The sequence below is a fragment of the Acinetobacter wuhouensis genome, assembly GCF_001696605.3.
In the GTDB taxonomy this organism is placed as follows: Bacteria; Pseudomonadota; Gammaproteobacteria; order Pseudomonadales; family Moraxellaceae; genus Acinetobacter; species Acinetobacter wuhouensis.
The window spans coordinates 3,625,338-3,644,906 of record NZ_CP031716.1 but is presented as its reverse complement, the minus strand read 5'-3'; the positions used below and the strand labels follow the sequence as shown (position 1 = coordinate 3,644,906).

Sequence of the window (19,569 nt, the reverse complement as noted above, 5' to 3'; positions counted from 1 at the left end):
TTTAACTCAGCTTTTTCAAGCTATAACCAAAACCACGATGGGTTTCAATCGGGTCTTGTTCAGGTGCAATCTGTTTGAGTTTATTGCGAATGCTTTTGATATGCGTATCGACGGTTCGTTCTAAACTGTGCTCAGGATGTTCCCACACATGATCCATCAGTTGTTGTCGGCTAAACACTTGCTCAGGGTGTTGAATCAACAATTTGAGTAAACGATATTCATAACGAGTCAGTTGTAGGGCTGTGTTTAAATATTGGATGCGTAAGGATTCATCGTGACATTGCCATATTTCAGCATTTTGAACATTGGAGTCTTGTAATTCGGTATGAATAATTACATCAACTTTGCTTTGTTGTAATTGGTTTTGAATTTCCATTCTACGCCAAATGGCTTTGATACGAGAGACAATTTCTCGTGAACTAAAGGGCTTGGCACAATAGTCATCTGCACCAATTTCCAAACCGACAATACGGTCAATTTCATCATCCCGCGCAGTTAGAAAAAGAAGAGGGGTATGATTGAATTGGCGAATTTTTTTACACACTTCAAAGCCATTTAAGTCAGGCAAACCGACATCTAAAATAATAAAATCAAAAGCTTGTTGTTGAATAAAATCAATTGCTTGAAGCCCTGTATTTGCCCAAGTCACTTGCCACTCTTCACGTTCTAGTACATAGCGCAAAGGCATCAGGATTGCAGCATCATCTTCGACACATAAGATCTGTTTTTTATTATTCATCGTGATTTAAACTTTGATTTAAATAAGAGCAACTGCGTTTGAGTGTACTGAAATTGACGTATTTAGGCGAATGATTTAAGTGAAGTTTAGGTGAACTTTTATTGTTTGGGTTTATTGAACAGAATATGAATTCGAAAATTTTATTTTAATAGAAGTATTGAAAGGGCAGTATACCCATGTGAATTTCTGAGCGCCCTGTAATATTCGGATTTGATCGTCACGCCAATCACAGGACAGCAAATCAAAAGTATTGGTGACTTTTGAGATCTCGGCAAAACATGGGTAATGTAATGCGTGGAATAGATTACTCTAATTTTGAGCAAATAGGGTTAAGTATTTAGTCGAACAAGGTTTCTTTGGTTGTAAAGTGATCAATATTCAAGAAGATCATTGATATTACTTAGTTTATTGTTCTTTTAAATTGTGTGTTTAGGTAAATGAGAAATAAAAAAAGATGCCAAAGCATCTTTTATTTTATTCATAGATTCAAAGTATTAGCGTTTCACTACGATTGAATCAATACCGCTATGTTGCAGCGTTTGTTGTGCAATCACGGCTGCATTTTGCGAGTCATACGGTCCTGAAATCACGCGGTACCACGTTTTCCCACCTTCTGAACTTTGTACCACGTCGGCAGATAGACCATTCAAAATGATTTCAGCACGACGAGCATCAGCCGCATCAGGGTCATCATAACTACGAACTTGTAGAATATATTCAGGTTGTACGGGCGCAGTAGGTTCAGCATTGACACCTACATCGACATCATTTGTCTGAGATGGTGCTTCAACAATCACAGGCTGTTGCTGAGTTTGAGTTTCAGGTACAGCTTGTTGAGGGATTGGCGTCACTTGTTGTTGAGGTAGAAGGTCATAGAAACGATAGTCTTTGTTAGTATCTTCTTGATAATGCTCAGAAGTAACTTCATTTCTAGGTTGAACAGGTGCCCAAGGTTTCCAGAGTAGCAAGGCTACGCCAAAACTTAACACGATTAATACGACCACAAGTAAGCCTAACCATTTAGGAATTAATGGCTGTTTCGGCTTTGTCGGTCTTTCAGATACACCGCGTTGCGTTTTTCCAAACACTTGGAACCCTCTTATTCTTTATTTTTAACATCAAGCTAAAGCATAAGTTTGCTTTAGCTTGATGTAAAGTAATGATTTATTACTTTGTTAGACACTTCTGATATTGAGACTTTTAGTCATGCACACATTGCATGCTGACATTGAGCCAAGCTCTCGTCTTGCGAGTATGTAAAGCGATGCTTTACATGCTTTTTACTTCGAGCTTAGCTCTCGTCTTGCGAGCATGCAAAACGATGTTTTGCTTACATGCTCTCAGGCGCAGACACACCCAATAACTCAAGACCATTGCGTAAAACTTGCTGTACATTCACAGAAAGCAATAAACGTGCTTGAGTTAAATCAGCATCATCACCTAAAACTTTATTTTCGTTGTACCAACCGTGGAATAACGCAGCCAATTCTTTCAAGTAGTTACCCACTTGATGTGGCTCAAAGTTGTTGGCAGCACGAACAACAATTTCAGGATAAGCCGCAAGCTTCGCCAAAATCTCAGTTTCAGCATCAAGGTCTAATTTCGCTGCAAATTGACGTGCATTTGCTGCATCAAATTGAAGACCTGTCGTTGTCGCTTTTTCTAACATACGGCAAATACGCGCATGTGCATATTGGATGTAATACACTGCATTATCTTTGCTTTGTGAAACAGCTAAATCTAAGTCAAAATCAATGTGTTGTTCAGACTTACGCATTACATAATAGAAACGTGCAGCATCATTACCCACTTCTTTACGAAGATCACGTAAAGTCACGAATTGACCTGAACGAGATGACATTTGCACCATCTCACCGCCACGCCATAAACTCACGAATTGAACTAATAGTACAGTGAGTTTTTTAGAGTCATAGCCCATTGCATCAATCGCAGCTTTAACACGTGCGATATAGCCGTGGTGATCTGAGCCCCAAATATCCACAAGGTCAGTATAACCACGTTGTAATTTATTCAAATGGTACGCAATATCAGACGCAAAATAAGTGGTTTGACCATTACGACGTTTTACAACACGGTCTTTTTCATCGCCAAATTCAGTTGATTTGAACCAAATATTGCCGTCTTTTTCGTATAAGAAACCACGTTGGTCAAGCGTTTGTAATGCTTCATCAATTTTGTCAGTCAATGATTCTTCACTGAACCATTGATTGAAGGTTACACCAAACTCGCCCAAGTCATCTTTAATATCATCAAGAATGGCTTTTAAAGCAGCTTGTAGGAATACACGATAACCTGCGCCAATCAAAGTTTGAGAATTAAAAATTAAACCATCAATATGCTTTTCTTTATCGCCTGACAGAACCACTTTGTTACCATCGGCATCCAATTCTTCAGCATATTGCACATCTTCAGGCACGTCTTTATAGACATCAGCAACAGGGCGTACATAGGCATCGCCATCTTTGTCGATAATGCTTTGTGCGATTTCTTTAACATAATCGCCTTGATAGGCATTTTTAGGGAAAACTAAAGTTTGCCCCGTCAATTCTAAATAACGTAAGTAAGTTGAAGTCGCAAGTATGTCCATTTGACGACCTGCGTCATTGACATAATATTCACGGTCAACTTTAGCACCTGTTGCTTCTAGTAAGTTTGCAACAGTCATACCATACGCTGCACCACGACCATGCCCCACATGCAGGCTTGAAGTCGGGTTTGCAGAAACAAATTCAACTTGAATTTTCTTCGCAGCATTGGCTTGGGTTTTACCAAACTGATCTTTTTGCGCTTGGATTTGATCAAGTACCGTAAAGCGTTGATCTGCATTTAAAAAGAAGTTGATAAATCCAGGACCCGCAATTTCAGCTTTAGCAATATCAACCACTTCTGGCAGATTTGCTAAAATTTTCTCAGCAAGATCACGTGGCTTCATACCCGCAACTTTTGCACCCATCATGGCAATGTTAGAAGCGAAATCGCCGTGGCTTCGGTCTTTAGTTCGCGTTAAAACACTTGTGTTTTTCCAGTCAGATGGAAGAGTCCCTTCAGCTTGTAGGGATTGCACTGCATGATCGAGAGCTGCTTGTATGGCCGTATTCATAATCTATAGAGAAATAAATGTCGCAGAAAAACGGTAAATATAGCAAATTTTGAGCCTTTTAGGTGAATGCATTTGTATAGAATAAAACTTATTCGATTAGAAAAATGTACTTACTCGACATTTTGCTAGATCGTGTAGTGATTTATAGAGAAGTGAATCACTTCTAGAATGATTAATTGATGAAAATAGACGAGATAAATCGTGTGGAATGGGGCAAGAAATTTGTTTGTCAGCCCGAATTGTTAAGGCTAAAATTGACGAAATTTTTTTCATGAAAGCATGATGTCAAATACACCTCCCACGATTATCGGCAATATTCCAAAACTTCCTGCGAAATTCGCCACATGGATCATGCCATTCTTCTTGTCCTGTTTAATGAGTGGCATGGTGTCACTGATTAATATGCTGATCAATGTCGGTTTGATTAATGGCTTCTTTATCAAGTGGTTTTCTGCATGGATGGTGTCGTGGGCTGTGGCATATCCCGTCGTATTATTCGTTTTACCTTTGGTTCGACGTTTAACTGCTGTATTTGTAGATATGCCGAAAAATTGATTTCTATCCATCTATTTTTGGCTATTCACCCATTTTTAATTACAGGTCACAGGTTTTTCTAATAACTCTGCTTTGCCATTGGCAAAAGTATAAAGTTTTGCATTATTAAATACTTTAATGCTTTTGGCTTTACTTAATGCGGTTTTAAAAGTCGGCATTTTTTTCGCATTGACCAAGTCAAAAGGATTGCCATAGTTTTTATTGTCGATCAAAAACTGGACTTGACCTGCCTCTGGATCATGCGCTTTTAAAAGTTCTTTGCCATCTTTGTCTTCAATACTAAAACTGGTTTTCTGCGTTGTAATTTTACAATTCAGGCGTAAATATAAAATATTTCCATCTGTTGATTTATTCTGAAGTGTATAAATGCCTTGGAGATCATTTTCAATATAGACCCATTGACCTGTTGGCATATTGATTTTCATTTGTTCCAATTTTTCTAATGTCGCTTTACTGACATCAACTACGCCTTTTTTATCAATTTCAGGAATTTTTGCTTCACCTAAACCGACAAGACTTTTTACTTTTTCCGTGGTTTTAGAGACACCAGAAGATACTTTTTTAGCGGTTTGGCAACCAGTACATGCGATGACAGTGCTTAAAAGAAGAATAGGTAGTTTTACATTCATTGTTATAAGTTATGAGATTATTATCTTGCAGACAAAATAAATCTAAAGTTAAAAAAAAGCAATCATTGGTAAATATTGCTAACAAATCTATATAAGATTCAATAGATTTTAAATGAGAGGTGAGCTACAAACTGAAATTAAAAGCAACAATAAAATTAAACTGAGCAGAATTTATCATTTTGTAAAATACTTGGAATATCATTATCACGTATCTAAATACCAATTCATCCTAAAATAGGCTTAAGCTAGTACCCGACCAAAGTCTTAGTTTAGTAAAAGAGAGAAGCACAGCGATTGCTTCGATGAGAATGGAAATGCCAACGGAAACCTCGAAAAAATATCCTTTATATATTCATTATGCTGGCAATGCCTTGCTAGAACTACCATTACTCAATAAAGGTTCAGCCTTCACAGAAGAAGAGCGTACCCAATTTAACTTACACGGTTTAATCCCTCATGTGATCGAAAACATCGAAGAACAGAGTCAACGCTCATATCAACAGTACTGTTCTTTTAGTGAAGCGATCAATAAACATATTTATTTACGAAATATCCAAGACACCAATGAAACATTGTTTTATCACCTGATTGAAAATCATTTGAGTGAAATGATGCCGATTATTTATACACCAACTGTGGGTGAAGCATGTCAGCGTTTTTCAGACATCTATCGTCGTCATCGCGGGGTGTTCCTATCTTATCCAGACCGTAAATATATCGATGAAATTATTCATAATGTAAACCGCAAAAACGTCAAAGTCGTAGTGATTACCGATGGCGAACGTATCCTTGGTTTAGGTGATCAAGGGATTGGTGGAATGGGTATTCCAATCGGTAAATTATCGCTGTATACCGCGTGCGGTGGGATTAGCCCAGCTTATACACTACCGATTACCATTGATGTCGGAACCAATAATCAGCAATTACTTAACGATCCGATTTACCTCGGATGGTCTGAGCCGCGCATCAGTGGTGATGAATATTATGAATTTGTTGATGAAGTGATTGCTGCGGTGAAGCGTCGCTGGCCTAAAGCGTTGATTCAATTTGAAGATTTCGCGCAAAAGAATGCAATGCCTTTACTTGAAAAATATCGTGATCAGATTTGTTGTTTCAATGATGATATCCAAGGTACAGCAGCGGTGTGTGTCGGTACATTGATTGCAGCGAGTCGTGCAGCGGGTAAACAGCTTAAAGATCAAAAAGTTGCCTTTTTAGGTGCAGGCTCGGCAGGTTGTGGTATTGCAGAACAAATCATTGCGCAAATGGTTTCAGAAGGTTTAACTGATGCTGAAGCACGTGCGCAAGTCTTTATGGTTGATCGTTTTGGTTTAATTACTGAAAATCAGCCGAATCTGTTAGATTTTCAACGTAAATTGGCACAAAAGTCTGAAGATGTTGCGCATTGGGGCAATGCCGAAGAAATTATTTCCCTGATCGATGTTGTGAAAAATGCCAAACCAACAGTATTGATCGGTGTATCAGGTCAACCAGGTTTATTCACTGAAGAAATCATCAAAACTATGGCGCAGAATTGTGAATATCCAATTGTGTTGCCTTTGTCGAATCCAACTTCTCGTGTAGAAGCTGTCCCTGCAGATATTATTCAATGGACTGAAGGTAAGGCTTTGATTGCGACGGGAAGCCCATTTACTCCAGTGAATTATCATGGTCAAACCTTTAATATTTCACAGTGCAATAACTCGTATATTTTCCCAGGAATTGGTTTGGGTGTTGTGGCGTCGAATGCAACTCGCATCACGGATAATATGCTCATGGCATCAAGTTCTGCGTTGGCAGATTGTTCACCGAAGTTAAAAGACATCCAAGCAGATTTATTGCCTGATTTAAATGAACTGCAAAAAGTGTCTAAAATCATTGCTTTCAAAGTTGCTAAAGCTGCAATTGAAGATGGTGTTGCGCCATTGATTACAGATGAACAGTTGCATGAAAGCATTGAAAAGAACTTCTGGAAACCAGAATATCGTGATTATAAGCGAGTTCCTTTTTAATCATGCATTTAATTTGAAATGAAGAAAATGAGATCTTAAATAGATCTCATTTTTTATGTTTGATTTTTCTAAAAATAAAAAATTTAACAATTTTAAGCTTTCCTTTGATTCTTCATTGTTTAAAATAACTTCATAAAAAATAACTATTCATCATTAAAATGTTAAAAAATATTAATAGCTTACTTGAAAGCTTCGGCTTAAGTATGCAGAAACGTGCCATTCATGTGCAGTTTTCCAATCAGAATTTAAATAGCAGTGTATTTTTACAATGCATTCAAGGTCAGCACATTATCAATCAAGGCTTAAAAGCTGAGTTATTGTGTTTATCGACCAATGCGCATATTCCGTTAAAGCAATTCATTGGTTGCCAAGTTGCAGTCGATCAAGTGACTGATTTTGGTGAGTTATATCGTACGACAGGAATTATCACAGGGGCGAGTCAAGGGCAGAGCGATGGTGCATTGACGGTGTATAAGCTGACACTTGAGGATGCTTCTACACTTTGGCATAAACGTCGCAACAGCCGTGTGTTTATGAATAAAAGCGTGGTTGAAATTACCGAGATATTGTTTAAGGAATGGCAAGCGAAAAGTGCGTTGTTTGCTTCAAGTTTGAGTCTAGACAGTAGTGGTCTTAAAAAAGAGTATGATGTCCGCCCATTTGTCATGCAAGCTAATGAAACGGATTATGACTTTTTAACACGCCTCTGGCGTAGTGAGGGGATAAATTGGCTGGTCGATGAAGCGGCTAGAGTTGTTCCAGTTTCAGCCGCTCAAATTCAAGCGCAGAAATTACGCTTAATTGATGATAATTCTCAATATGAAGCGATGCCAAGACGCAGTATTCGTTTTCATCGCAGTCATGCAACTGAACGTTTTGATACCATTACCAATTTGATCGCACAACGTTCCATTCAATCTACCGCAATTCAAGTGCAACGCTGGCAAGCAGACAGTTTGTTGCAAGATCAAGGTGAGAGTGTATTAAGCCATCATACGCATAGTGATCAACAAGATAATGAAACCTTAAGTTTGGAACAAGCTTGGACCATTAGTCCTGCTTGGACAAGTGACTTAAAGGGTGAAGATCAGACTACGACTTCAAGTTCTGCACAAATTGAAAAGCTCAATAATCAACTTACGCAATATCAGGAATTGCAGTCTAAATATTTCACTGCGACCAGTTCAGTCCGCGATGCACAAGTCGGTTATTGGTTTGAACTCAAAGAACATCCTGAAATTGATCAACACGAAGGTTCAGATCGCGAATTTTTGATTTTAGGCAAAAATTTTTATAATCAAAATAATTTACCGAAAGAATTGCAAGATCAGCTCTCTAGGATTTTAAATTTAAGTTATTGGAATCACTTAATTAAAGATCAACGTCAAGCCAATGAGTTGTCTTTAGTTCGTCGCGGGATTTCGATTGTTCCTGAATATAATCCTTTAGACCATCGCCCATCGGCTTTCCCACAACGTGCCAAAGTCGTTGGACCTCAAGGCGAAACCATCTATGTGGATCAATGGGGACGAATCAAGGTTCGCTTCCTCTTTACCCGTACCGATGATAATGCCCATGATGGTGGTGCAGGTTCGAATGATAATGATACGGACTCGGCTTGGGTCGATGTGTTGACCTCTTGGGCAGGTGAGGGCTATGGAACACGTTTCCATCCGCGTATCGGTGAAATAGTCGTTATCGACTTTTTTGATGGCAATGTAGATCGTCCATTTGTGATGGGACGCTTACATGAAGCTGAACGTCATCAAACTATGTTCGATATCAAAGGACAGCTTCCTGATACCAAAAAACTCAGTGGTATTCGTTCTTCTGAAGTAGGTGGTTCTGGTTTTAACCAACTCCGTTTCGATGACACGACAGGGCAAATCAGTGCTCAGTTGCAAAGTAGCCATGCAGCGACACAGTTAAATCTAGGTAATTTAAGTCATCCTAAAGATAAAGAAGTCAGCGATGGTCGTGGCGAAGGTTTTGAACTCCGAACCGATGCTTATGGTGCAATGCGTGCAGGTAAAGGGATGCTGATTACCACCTATGCACAGGAAAATGCAATCGCGGATCATCTTGAAGCGGCACAGGCACAGTCCTTGCTCAATCAAGGTGCTGAAAGCATGAAAGCTTTGAGTGTAATTGCTGTTAAACAACAAACAGACTCTTTAAATGTGATCAATCGCCTACCTAAACTGATTAACTCTTTAGAACTAAAAGGTGCAAATGAAGCATTACAAGCAACCGTAGGTTTGTTTAAAAATGCGATTAGCTCTGACCCTATTTCTGCACTGAAAAGTAGTGGTGACTTCATTGATGATATTAAAAGCTTTGGCAAAGATACCCAAAATATTGTCAGTGAATTTAAAGACTTTTTTGATGATGCAAAAGAATCAGTCGAAAATTTAAAAGACTTTATTGAAAATATTGAAGAGCACGGCTCGGATATTTTAAAAGGGAAATTATCTAGCTTTAAAGACATAAAAGACAAGTTTGATTCTAATCCACTCGAAGCTTTAAAGGATGTTGGTAAAGTCTTGGGTAATGTTGAAATTAAAGATTTTGATTTAACCAGTGTGTGCGGATCGTTTGGTAAGGGTAGTAAGTTGGATGTCAATCCAATGCAAGCTTTAAGCTCTTTACAAGGTTTTATGGAAGGTTATACCCAAGGTCTTGAAACCAGTAGTGATGATAAAAAACAAGAACAAGGTAAAATTTTCCGTCAAGCATTGATGCTATTGGCTTCTCCAAACGGTATTGCTTTAACCACACCTGAAGACATTATTTTACAAGCTTCGCAAGACATTGCTGAGAGTTCTGGTGCTTCGATTAATTTGAGTGCGCAGAAGAATATTGTGGCGCATGCGCAAGATAAGCTGAGTTTGTTTGCTGCACAAAAGGGCTTGAGTGCTTATGCAGCAAAAGGTCCGTTAAAAGTTCAGGCTCAGGATGATTTGGTCGAGATTATTGCCAAAAAAGTGATTAAGCTGATTTCGACAGAAGATAAAATTGAGCTGACCAGTACCAAAGAGATTGATCTAAAAGCGGGTGGTACTCAGCTGATTGTGAATGGTAGCGGTGTCTTCATTAAAACGGGTGGCAAGTTTGAAGTGAAGAGTGGGCAGCAGGTGTTTATGAGTGGGGCGAAAGTATCTTATGAGGTTCCTCAGCTACCAAATAATGTGATGTATAGTAATAAGTTGGATGTTTATGATTTGTTCTGGGATTTTGATTTACCAAATTTATCTTATGTAGCTAAGTTTAAAGATGGAAGAATTTCAAGAGGTTCATTAGATGAAAATGGTCGAACTGCACGAATTGGTTCTGACTCTTCTGAGCCAGCAGAAGTATTTGTAGATACTAATACTGACTGGGTGGTAGAAATTGAAGAAGATGATTCAGAGGTTGAATCTGAAAATCAAAACATTTAATAAAAAGAAGGCAAAAGAAAATGAATACAGCATTAAAAGACAAATTATACAATATTACTTTTACTTTACATGATTTAACACATAAGCCAATTCCAAATTTATATTATGAAATTAAAAATGGTAAAGAGTTAGTAAAAAAGGGTAATACGAATGGACAAGGGGAAATTTCTCTTAAATATGTTGGAGGGAATACGCTAACTGTTTTTGTTCGTAAAGATATTGATAAAACTATGAAGAAAATTGGTGAAATACATACACCAAGTAAAAATATAAAAGTAAAGCTTATTAGTCCAAAAATGAAGTTTGATGTGACTTTATTGCCACATCAAGAGCAAGGTAAATATTGGAGAGGGACATATAAAGTTAAGAGTGGTGATACACTTTCTAAAATTGCAGAAGAACATCATACAACGGTTTCTGCTCTATTGGCTTTAAACCCAAATATTAAGTCTCCAAATAAAATTTATCAAAAACAAGAAATAGACATTGTAGAGGGAAATGCTGATGCAATAATAAAATTAGACGAAAACTCAACTGTGAAAGTTCCACCAGTGAAGAAAACGGGTACAGTTGCTCTAGATCGTAAAAATAAGTCTTCAGGTTCGAAGTCCTCAGCTTCAACAGATACAAAAAGTAAAACTATCGAGCAGAAAACTGCAAATACTCAACCTCAACCTCAACCTCAACCTCAACCTCAACCTCAACCTCAACCTCAACCTCAACCTCAACCTCAACCTCAACCTCAACCTCAACCTCAACCTCAACCTCAACCTCAACCTCAACCTCAACCTCAACCAAAGGCAATAGAATCTAAAAAAGAACTGACACCCCCTGTGTCACCTCAGCAAAAACCTGTACCACCTCCACCTCAAAAGATAGAGGTGCAACAGGAGCATAATGAAGATAAAAAGCCTGTAGCTGTAGCAAGCTTAAGTGGGTGTGTATGTAAGGATTATGGAATAGCATGGGGAAAAAGTGGAAAGTTTGTAAATTGTGAATTTAGAAAAAAGGTTATTCAAATTTGTAAGGACATGTGGCCAAATGATATTAAAAATATGGCGAATAATTTGATGGCATGTATGCACTTGGAAACTGGAGGATCATTTAGTCCAGCTCAACCTAATGGTTTGGGCTATTATGGTTTAATTCAATTTGGTCCAGATGTTCGTACAGACCTAAAAATTTCAGTAAAAACGCTTACAAATATGTCTGCTGTTCAGCAATTAGACCTTGTAAAAAAACATTTTATGAAAGCAAATCGTCATAAGTTGATGAAATCATTAACAGATATGTATTTGTATATAAATTATCCAAGACCATTGCTGGCAGGTAAAAACAAGCCTGATGATATTGTATATGAGGGTGGAGGGAAAACAAGTCCTTATCATGCAAACCCTTCTTTCATGAAAGAGAAAGGAGAATATCAAAATGTTTTTGCATACAGAACTAAGAAAGATGGTAGTTTTAAAACAGATAAAAATGGGAATAAAATTCCAATAAGAGGGTTTGATGATGGTAAAACTTATGTATGGGAAGTAACTGAGGAAATTAATAAGCATCTTACACAAGGGTTAGATGCTAAAAATTTAGAAACAAACTTTGCATGTTCTATAAAGAAAACAGAAACAGCAAAAGGCTTATGCCCTGATTGTCATAAGAATCATGTTGATTTAAGTGGATCTGTTGATTGGATTTCTCAATTTACACAACCAAGACCGAATGTTGCTTGTGCAAGAACTTGCGTACTGATTTTAAAAAAGAGTGGTTTAAGTTCAACTGCTGGTTCCTCTACAAAGTTATTCCAGGTTGCATTAGAAAATTCGGTTCATAATGCTATTAATCCAACAAATGATTTTCAAAATGGATTGAATTATTTAGATAAAGAGCTTGATGCAGGTCATCCTGTTATGGTGGGCGTGGATCATAAGCTAAACTATGGTTACAATGAAAACACAACTGATCATTTTATAGTAGTTATTGGTAGAGGTTGTGAGAATGGAAAAAATTATTATCGTTTTTATGATGTAGGAACTAGACATAAAGATAAAGGGGCAAGTGAAACTAATAAACTTTACATAACTAATGGTTTTTTACGTGGTAAAACTGCTTACAATGGCAGTACTTATACAATGACACAAGTTAGAAGAAATTAATGACATGAAAGATAAGATTTTGGTTAGTTTATTAGGTTTAATATTATCTTTTTTTGTAACCTCAGCATTTGCATTAGTTCCTCCTGGTGATTATGTGATGGTTGAAAAGAAAAAAGATAAATTTGTTAGATTATGTCAAGCTGAAACAACGAACGAGATTGAAAATATAGTTTTGACAAAGAATCATTTATATTTAGGCTTGCCAGAGAAAACTGATTATTTAATTTTAAAAAAAACAAATAATTCTTTATTTGTCCGTAATGAATTTAATGTAAATTATATTTATAAAATAAAAAAACTGAATAATGGTAATGTTTATCAATGGGATGCTTACGAAGGTCGTAGAAGGATGGATGATTTATCTTTTTATGCGGTGGATAAGAATGATATAGGTAAATTTAAAACAGAAGGGAAATGTCAGTGAAAAAAAATTATTTAATTTTATTGTTACTTTTCCCAACTTTATCATTTGGTAATATTGTTGATACTTTTTTTGATCAATTTAAAGCTAAATCTAATTATTACATTTATAAAGATAAACAGTCTAAATGGAACTATGACTGTTTAGTTTATGCAAATATGACAAAGAAAGGATTAAATATTAATACTGTTAATTTTGATAAAAAAAAGAAATCTATCCAATTTACTTTTGATTCGCCAGATCATCCATTTTATAAAGTCAGCAAGATTAAAAAAATTGATAATAATCATTATAAAATTGTCTTTTATGATGAAGATGGTGGTATTAATTTTAATTTTGACGTAGCTTTAAAAAATAATGGTATTTCTGAATGGGATTATCATGATGCAACTGAAGAATCTGATAACTTTATAGATCGTGGTTTTACATTGATAAGTTTTGATAGTACACCAAAATTTCAAATTATTAATAAATGTAAGCTATAAAGTAAAAGGCTTTAGAAAATACTAAAGCCCTTTTAAGATTACCCTTCCAAAATCTCTTCCAGCAAATGCTCACTTGGCGCAAAGAAATAAGCCCCATCAACAGCAGTGACAAAATGAAGAAGACGGTCATGAATCCCATCACCGCTCGTACCAAACATACGCACTAACATTTTATCAATACGCGTTAAATCTTTGGTATACGCAAGAAAGAACAAACCTTGCTCACCTTGACCATCACCATAAGGAAGAGAATGACGTAAGATTTCAAGCTCTTCACCTTCATCATCTTCGATCACAGCACGGGCAACATGCGCATTATCAGGTTTCACATCATCATCAAGCTCAATACTTTCTAACTTAGTACGACCAATCACATGCTCTTGCGCATCAACTTTTAAATGTTTCCATTTATCTAAATCATGAACATAACGTTGAGCAAATACAAACGAACCTTTTGCAAAAATTCCAGCATCTTCACCTAATAAAGCCACTTCATCACGATCATCAGGGAATTGAGGATTTTCAGTTCCATCAATAAAACCTGTTAAATCACGACCATCCAAATAACGGAAACAAACACGTTCATCCAAAACTTCAACTTGATTTTGGATGCCATTAAAAAAAGATTGGCTCATAGCAAAACACAGATCAGCACGTGCCGAGGCAATGTGAATAAATACATCCGCTGGAACGACTGGCATTTCAAAAGAGCCCTGAATCGGTTCAAGTTGTTTAAAACCAGCAGGGGATTGATCATACAGCTTCGCCCAAAGTTCAGGACCAAAAGCGACAGAAGTCTTAATTTCAGCATCAGGATGTTGTGTGATTAAACGATCGCGAGTGCTAAACAAAGCATTGAGTTGTTCTTTTAAGCCATCAATAGACAGATCTTTTAAATTAATAACAATAAAACGCGCATGGTTTGAAGGTAATGGCAGAATTACAGATTGGGCTGTCATATGGTGATGGCTCCTCAATTATTTTTTATCCAAAGCTTATTGTGCATGATCAAGTGAGAACAGCATAGACAAGACTTATACTTTTTAACAATTAAATTAATCGAAAAATTTCGATTTAAAAAAGCTATAATTAAACTTTGAAAATCTCCTCTTCTGTTGTTATGTCATATCAAGTTTGGTTTGCCTATATGTTGGCGTGTTGGGTGATTAGTATTTCCCCTGGTGCAGGTGCAATTGCGTCTATGTCGAGTGGTTTAAACTATGGTTTTCGCCGTGGTTATTGGAATGCGATTGGACTCCAGTTGGCGCTACTTGTGCAAATCATGGTTGTTGCGGCAGGTGTTGGGGTTTTATTTGCCACAACACCCGTAGCTTTTTTAGTCGTGAAATGGTTTGGTGTCTTATATCTCTTATATTTGGCTTATATACAATGGACAGCAAAAACACAATCCATTGATATTCAAACTGAACAGCCAACTAAATCTATTCCAAAACTGATTTTAAATGGTTTTATTGTCAATATCAGTAACCCCAAAGCAATTGTATTTTTACTGGCAGTTTTGCCACAATTTTTAGATTTATCAAAACCGCAATGGATTCAATATGTGATTATGGCGACCACCATGGTGACGATTGATTTGATCGTGATGGCTGGTTATACGGGCTTGGCGGCGAAAGTATTAAGATTGCTCAAATCACCAAAGCAGCAGAAATATATGAACCGTACCTTTGCTGTGTTATTTAGCTGTGCAGCTGGTTTGTTGAGTTTGGTACATCAGTAGTTTGATTGAAAAATCAGAGGGCAATGTTTGAATTATCTTGAACTGTATCTTTACGTTATCACCGTCATTATCATGATTGCGACACCTGGGCCTGTGATGATCTTGGTGGCGAGCGCGGGTTTAAAAGGCGGCTATCGCAAAGCTTTGCAAACCATTATTGGTACAAACTTAGCTTCATTGGTGTTGATCACCGCATCAATTTTAATTTTAAAAGGCATGTTTAGTGTTAATGAAACATTGTTTCTTATCATTAAAATTCTTGGCTGTTTTTATATTGCCTATTTGGGTTATGACATACTCAAAGATGTTTCTTCTCAGAAGAATGATCAAGCTGAAACTGTATTATCACCAGTTGATGGCGGTGTGGTTAAAGGTTTCTTAGTTGGCATTTCAAATCCCAAAGATATTATTTTCTTCTCGTCTTTCTTCCCTCAATTTATCGGGATTCATGCAAATATTAATATTAGTTTGGCAATTTTGGTCATGGCATGGATTATTTTAGATTTTCTGACATTGTCTTTGGTTTATTTGTCTTTTAACAAGTTAGCCAAAAGTAAACTTTATGCAAAAGTGTTGGGCTTGTGTGGCGTGATTCTTATTGTGATTGCAGTGTATGGTTTGTATATTTCATTGAAAAGTTTGATCTAGTGGCTTCGGATCAAGCCACTTTTTTAATTTTTTGAGAAATAAAGACAACTGCAAACAAAATCGACATGGTTAAAACAATGCTTAAACCTGTTGAGATATTTAAAGCTGCGCTCGACCATAAGCCGACAGTCACCCCGATTTGGGCAATGATAAAAGCACCAATCACCATTTGTTTAGGTGAATGAGCAATCAAACGGGAAGCCAAAGCAGGAATAACCAGTAAAGCACCCATTAATAATGAACCCACTGCACGCAAGGCCAATACGGTAAATAAAGCCAATAACAACATAAAAATTAAGCGTTGCCATTTCGCATTGACACCTTCACTGACAGCAATATCAGGATCAATGGCAATTTGAACCTGTGCTTGCCAGTAGTGATAGAGCACAGCCAATGCACCGACGATTACCGCAGTAAATATTGGTAAATCAGACCATTCAATAGTCAACAGATCACCAAATAAATAACTCAATAATTCAGGACGCAATGCGGGTAAATGTTGAATCAGCAATAACCCTGAACAGAGCAGGGTCGCTGCACAAAGCGCCAGTAAGGCATCATTCGGTAAACGAGGATCATGTAAGACCCACAGTACAGCTACCAAAAGCACAGCAGTGAAGGTTACACCGACCCACAGCGGTAAGCTCAAAACAGCAGCCAAAGCCACGCCAAGCAAAGTCCCATGTGCCATGGTGTCGGCAAAGAAAGACATTCTACGCCAAAGCATCAAACAACCCAGTGGCGCAGTGAGAAACACCAACAGTGTTCCCATAATCCATGCAGGTAAGAGTAGTTCTAACCATTCCATCATGGTTTAAGCTTCCGGTTCTGGGTGAATATGAGGATGTGAACCATGTTCACAGGTTTTTGCTGAGTCGCCATGCGCACAATGATCATGATGATGCTGATATGGAACACGACTGGTGCCGAATAATGCCAAATATTCAGGATGTTGCTGAATGCTATCGGGCAAACCGCTACAACAAATATGCTTATTCAAACACACAACGCGTTGTGTACCTTGCATGACCCATTGTAAATCATGTGACACAATTAAAATCGAGCAACCATAACGCTCAGGCAAGCTACGAACATATTCATATAGCTCTGCTTCAGATTGAATATCTAAGCCTTGCATTGGTTCATCTAAGACCAGAACATTGGGTTGGCGTAATAAAGCACGAGCTAACAATACCCGTTGTCGTTCACCACCTGAAAGTTGTTGAACTTTAGAATGTTCTAATTTGGCAATGCCAGTATCACGAATGATTTCAGCCTTAATCGCTTTATCACATTTTTCTAAATCAAGCAGGTCTTTGACACGAAGTGGTAGGCTGTGTGATGGATTAAATTTTTGTGGGACATAGGCAAGCTTTAAATTTTTTGCACCCACAATTTTTCCTGAATTGGGTTTTAAAATGCCCAATAACACTTTAATCAGTGTTGATTTACCCGCACCATTCGGCCCAATCAACGTGACAATTTCTTTTTCTTGCAGTGAAAAATCAACATTTTTCAAAATGTCACGTTCATCAATCCGGACATTGATCTGTTGCAGTTGAACGAGAGCGGCGTTCATGCTTTGTTCGAGCACTGCTGACATATTCCTGAAATCTCAATAATACTATGATGTGGCTTGAAGTGATCTGAAGCGGCTAAATCATCCAACTCTTGGATTAAGCCTTTTGCAGAAGCTTCTTTAACTGTATGACATTCAGTACAAATTAAAAATGCAGCTTGATGCCCTTCACGTGGATGACAACACGGAATGTAGGCATTGATTGAAGTTAAACGATGAATAAACCCTTTTTCCAATAAAAAGTCTAAGGTGCGATAAACCGTTGGTGGGGCAGCAGGGCGCTCTGCTGATCCTTTCATTTTTGCCAAAAGATCATAGGCACCCATAGGACCTGTCGCATTTAAAATCAACTCAAGCACTTCTTTACGTAAAGGTGTAAGGCGTGCCCCTGAGGTTGCACAAAGGTTCTCTGCTTCTGATAGGCGAGTTTCAACATTGAGATGATCGTGTACGCCATGCAAAGTATCATGGTGCTCGTGTGAACATAAGCTCATATCAGACCTCAAGACTTCTTGTTTAAATGAAAGGGGATTGTGAATATTAACATGAAGCACGATCAAGTTACGAATGGCATAGGCATTTTTTAGCATTTGTTATATTATAACATGAATCTTATTTGGTAATACATTTCCATGAAACGCATCATTGCCTTTTGCTTAACTGCATTATTGGCGAATCTTGCTTGGGCTCAAGCACCTTTAGTCGTCTCTACACATCCGATTTACCTCATCGCAAAATCGATTACCCAAGGTGTGGAAGAACCTGTTTTACTTTTAGGAAATCAGTCGGGACATGACGTACAGCTCACTCCTGATAATCGTAAAACAATCATGGATGCTTCTTTGGTGATTTGGCTAGGCAAAGAACACGAAGCACCGTTAGAAAGAGTCTTGGCGAATAATGCAAAAGCGATTTCTATTCTCAACTCAGGCATTATTCAAGCTTTGCCATTGCGTAGCACACGTGGCATTGCTTTAAAAGACACCATGGATACTCATGTTTGGCTAGATCCAAATAATGCGGTGCGCATTGGCTTCTTTATTGCCGCTTTGCGTTCACAACAGCATCCAGAAAATAAAACAGCGTATTGGAATAATGCCAAAAAATTTGCCAATGAGATGTTGCTTGTTTCGCAAAAATACATAGGCGTAGGTACAGTACGACCTTATTGGGCATATCATGATGCATATCAATATTTAGAGCGTTCTTTGAACTTGAAATTTGCGGGGGCAATGACCGATGATCCCCATGTGGCACCAACGGTAACACAAATTAAATATATGAATGACACGCGCCCTTACAAAAAAATGTGCTTATTGGCAGAAGCCAGTACCAGTCCAAGTCAGTACCGTAAATTGGGTGAAATTACCTTTCAATCGGTAGATGAGTCATTGGCAAAACAACAAGATTTTGTGGTTGCTTGGCGGACTTTGGCACAAGAAACACAAGCTTGTGTACTTAATGCACGAAAATGATGCAAAAAATAATCAACAATCGTACATATGAAAAGCACCATGAATATCGAAAAAAACACGACTAAGGTCGGGAAAAGATTGCATGTTCAGGGGTGTAACTCTATAATGCCTGCGATTAAAAACGATCATCAGCTAAACTTGTCAAGCATATATGCTGTGAGTGGATAAAAAATGAGCCCAACTAGTCGCATGATTGACCGACGATTAGCAAAAGCTTTGGTCTATTTGCAAGCAATAATGATTCCTGTTTCAGCCTTGATAGCGTGGGTCTTGAAAGACTCGACTGCGGCTTTGAGTGCAGCATTAGGTGCGTTCATTTGTTGGCTTGCCAGTTGTTATTTTTCATGGCAGTCGTTTCGAGCAGCAGGCGCACGTGCTTCAAAACAGGTTCTTTCGAACATGTACCGAGGCATGATGGGCAAATTTGCAATTGTGATCGTTGGATTCATTTTAATTTTAAGCAATGTCCAGCCGTTATCCCCGGTGGCTTTGTTTTGTGGTTTTATACTTGTACAAGCCATGACGTGGATCGCTCCTTTTTGGGCAACCCGTTTACAAAAATGAGTATAAACAC

General features: G+C 37.8%; 18 protein-coding genes. 10 read left to right on the top strand and 8 right to left on the bottom strand.

The window, feature by feature from the left end; translation table 11 throughout:
- Position 1 precedes the first annotated feature (1 nt).
- From creB to argS, 3 genes are all read right to left on the bottom strand, one after another.
- The gene (gene creB / locus BEN71_RS18095) at positions 2–739 is read right to left on the bottom strand and encodes a two-component system response regulator CreB (RefSeq protein WP_068975629.1); all 738 of its coding nucleotides are present in this window, start codon (positions 737–739) and stop codon (positions 2–4) included.
- A 494-nt stretch (positions 740–1,233) separates the two neighbouring features.
- On the bottom strand, positions 1,234–1,827 hold the full coding sequence (locus tag BEN71_RS18090) for an SPOR domain-containing protein (RefSeq protein WP_068975630.1): 594 nt from the start codon (positions 1,825–1,827) through the stop codon (positions 1,234–1,236).
- A 242-nt stretch (positions 1,828–2,069) separates the two neighbouring features.
- The gene (argS, locus tag BEN71_RS18085; protein WP_068975631.1) at positions 2,070–3,860 is read right to left on the bottom strand and encodes an arginine--tRNA ligase; all 1,791 of its coding nucleotides are present in this window, start codon (positions 3,858–3,860) and stop codon (positions 2,070–2,072) included.
- Positions 3,861–4,142: 282 nt separating this feature from the next.
- Here argS and BEN71_RS18080 point away from each other — a divergent pair, with 282 nt between their 5' ends.
- On the top strand, positions 4,143–4,415 hold the full coding sequence (locus tag BEN71_RS18080; RefSeq protein WP_068975632.1) for a DUF2798 domain-containing protein: 273 nt from the start codon (positions 4,143–4,145) through the stop codon (positions 4,413–4,415).
- A gap of 35 nt (positions 4,416–4,450) precedes the next feature.
- On the opposite strand, the gene BEN71_RS18075 is transcribed toward BEN71_RS18080, so the two are convergent.
- Positions 4,451–5,044 (bottom strand): hypothetical protein, encoded by a 594-nt coding sequence (locus BEN71_RS18075; protein WP_068975633.1) that lies wholly within the window; start codon positions 5,042–5,044, stop codon positions 4,451–4,453.
- Between the two features lie 314 nt (positions 5,045–5,358).
- Here BEN71_RS18075 and BEN71_RS18070 point away from each other — a divergent pair, with 314 nt between their 5' ends.
- The 5 genes from BEN71_RS18070 (at position 5,359) to BEN71_RS18050 (ending at position 13,552) form a co-directional block, all read left to right on the top strand.
- On the top strand, positions 5,359–7,056 hold the full coding sequence (locus tag BEN71_RS18070) for an NAD-dependent malic enzyme (RefSeq protein WP_068975677.1): 1,698 nt from the start codon (positions 5,359–5,361) through the stop codon (positions 7,054–7,056).
- 158 nt (positions 7,057–7,214) lie between these two features.
- Positions 7,215–10,493, top strand: a complete 3,279-nt coding sequence (locus BEN71_RS18065; RefSeq protein ID WP_068975634.1) for a type VI secretion system Vgr family protein — start codon at positions 7,215–7,217, stop codon at positions 10,491–10,493.
- 20 nt (positions 10,494–10,513) lie between these two features.
- Positions 10,514–12,646 (top strand): LysM peptidoglycan-binding domain-containing protein, encoded by a 2,133-nt coding sequence (locus BEN71_RS18060; RefSeq protein ID WP_117276792.1) that lies wholly within the window; start codon positions 10,514–10,516, stop codon positions 12,644–12,646.
- A 4-nt stretch (positions 12,647–12,650) separates the two neighbouring features.
- Entirely contained in the window at positions 12,651–13,070 is a 420-nt protein-coding gene (locus BEN71_RS18055) for a hypothetical protein (protein WP_227542633.1), read from the top strand.
- Positions 13,067–13,552: a hypothetical protein gene (locus BEN71_RS18050; protein WP_068975679.1), complete on the top strand. Its 486-nt coding sequence runs from the start codon at positions 13,067–13,069 to the stop codon at positions 13,550–13,552. The genes BEN71_RS18055 and BEN71_RS18050 overlap by 4 nt, the downstream gene beginning before the upstream one ends.
- Positions 13,553–13,590: 38 nt before the next feature.
- On the opposite strand, the gene BEN71_RS18045 is transcribed toward BEN71_RS18050, so the two are convergent.
- Positions 13,591–14,511, bottom strand: a complete 921-nt coding sequence (locus BEN71_RS18045) for a Dyp-type peroxidase (RefSeq protein ID WP_068975636.1) — start codon at positions 14,509–14,511, stop codon at positions 13,591–13,593.
- Positions 14,512–14,672: 161 nt separating this feature from the next.
- Here BEN71_RS18045 and BEN71_RS18040 point away from each other — a divergent pair, with 161 nt between their 5' ends.
- Together BEN71_RS18040 and BEN71_RS18035 are read left to right on the top strand one after the other, a co-directional pair.
- Complete coding sequence (locus tag BEN71_RS18040; protein ID WP_068975637.1) at positions 14,673–15,293, top strand: LysE family transporter; 621 nt, start codon at positions 14,673–14,675, stop codon at positions 15,291–15,293.
- Between the two features lie 27 nt (positions 15,294–15,320).
- Positions 15,321–15,941, top strand: a complete 621-nt coding sequence (locus BEN71_RS18035; protein WP_068975638.1) for a LysE family translocator — start codon at positions 15,321–15,323, stop codon at positions 15,939–15,941.
- A 10-nt stretch (positions 15,942–15,951) separates the two neighbouring features.
- Here BEN71_RS18035 and znuB read toward each other — a convergent pair whose 3' ends face one another.
- The 3 genes from znuB to BEN71_RS18020 are packed head-to-tail and all read right to left on the bottom strand — an operon-like array spanning position 15,952 to position 18,014.
- Positions 15,952–16,752: a zinc ABC transporter permease subunit ZnuB gene (znuB, locus tag BEN71_RS18030; protein ID WP_068975639.1), complete on the bottom strand. Its 801-nt coding sequence runs from the start codon at positions 16,750–16,752 to the stop codon at positions 15,952–15,954.
- Between the two features lie 3 nt (positions 16,753–16,755).
- On the bottom strand, positions 16,756–17,544 hold the full coding sequence (gene znuC, locus BEN71_RS18025; RefSeq protein WP_068975640.1) for a zinc ABC transporter ATP-binding protein ZnuC: 789 nt from the start codon (positions 17,542–17,544) through the stop codon (positions 16,756–16,758).
- Complete coding sequence (locus tag BEN71_RS18020) at positions 17,517–18,014, bottom strand: transcriptional repressor (protein ID WP_068975680.1); 498 nt, start codon at positions 18,012–18,014, stop codon at positions 17,517–17,519. Before BEN71_RS18020 ends, znuC begins: the two co-directional genes overlap by 28 nt.
- A 138-nt stretch (positions 18,015–18,152) precedes the next feature.
- On the opposite strand from BEN71_RS18020, the gene BEN71_RS18015 reads away from it, so the two are divergent.
- Complete coding sequence (locus BEN71_RS18015; protein ID WP_068975641.1) at positions 18,153–18,995, top strand: metal ABC transporter solute-binding protein, Zn/Mn family; 843 nt, start codon at positions 18,153–18,155, stop codon at positions 18,993–18,995.
- A 171-nt stretch (positions 18,996–19,166) separates the two neighbouring features.
- Positions 19,167–19,559 (top strand): ATP synthase subunit I, encoded by a 393-nt coding sequence (locus BEN71_RS18010; protein ID WP_068975642.1) that lies wholly within the window; start codon positions 19,167–19,169, stop codon positions 19,557–19,559.
- Positions 19,560–19,569 lie beyond the last annotated feature (10 nt).